This window comes from Vibrio neptunius (assembly GCF_000967495.1).
Taxonomy (GTDB): domain Bacteria; phylum Pseudomonadota; class Gammaproteobacteria; order Enterobacterales; family Vibrionaceae; genus Vibrio; species Vibrio neptunius.
The window spans coordinates 1-898 of the sequence record NZ_JXXU01000155.1; the positions used below are offsets into that span (position 1 = coordinate 1).

The window sequence follows — 898 nt, forward strand, 5'->3', positions numbered from 1 at the left end:
CAGCGGTGAAAAGCAGCAAGTCGATATCAAGTTTAATGAAGATTCGGTTATCTATAATGGTAAGCGCATTATTGCTTCGGATTTAGGGGTCGGCGTATACGATGAAGCCACCAATAAAAGGCTTTATGGTGTGAGTCCTGATGAAACTAGCAGCGTTGAAGACGCTCGTTTTCGCAAGCGCAGTATTAGCCCCACAGGTCGTTATGTTTGGGCAGAGACACGTAAATATCGCTATTTAATTGATGTAGAAAATCAAACGTTTCAATCGGAAGAAATTATCCCTAGAGCGATGGGAGAGCTTCGTTATTTTGAGATTCTGGGTAAAGATGCTAACTATATCCGAGATGGGGCGGCCAGAGTTCTTTTAAGTAAACTTTCTCCAGATAAAAAATTGGTTACCTATCAGAAATGGAAGCAGACGGGAGGGACAGGGCACAGTGCGACCGGGTCCTCTCTTTATAACGCCTTTGCCAATAATGGTGACTTTGTTAAAGGAGAGACATTATGAGCACTTCTCCAGTCGATAAAGCGATCCCATTGCCAGCCAATTACTATTTGTTTGGCGTCTACTTTCCTGCTACTCGAAGCCAAAACGGTGAACAGGAAGAGATCTCTTACCCAAAGTGGCACACTGAAACCAGCTTAATTGAGAACCAAGAGATCACCAATGTGCGCCCGCTGGCTCGGGTGCCGCTGTTAAACGTGACTGATAGTGATAATCCCGAGCTTTGGGCCACCCGGCATGACTTTAAACTCAGCCAAATTAACAATGGTCAGCCCGATGAACACGGGGTATATGAAGCGCTCAAACCCGAATCACCGATCCATGTGCTAGGTTCCCCGATCGCCAAAAGCGAAATATTTGGCATTCATTTTCCTGCAATTCACAGCACCAACG

At 45.5% G+C, this 898-nt stretch carries 1 protein-coding gene and 1 pseudogene; both read left to right on the plus strand.

What is annotated here, in order from left to right; genetic code table 11:
* Window positions 1–508 (plus strand): annotated as a pseudogene (locus tag TW84_RS24760) (Tricorn protease domain-containing protein); the annotation flags it as partial.
* The coding region (locus tag TW84_RS23595) for a hypothetical protein (protein ID WP_045978041.1) at window positions 505–898 on the plus strand (394 nt) is incomplete at its 3' end. The pseudogene TW84_RS24760 and the gene TW84_RS23595, both read left to right, overlap by 4 nt.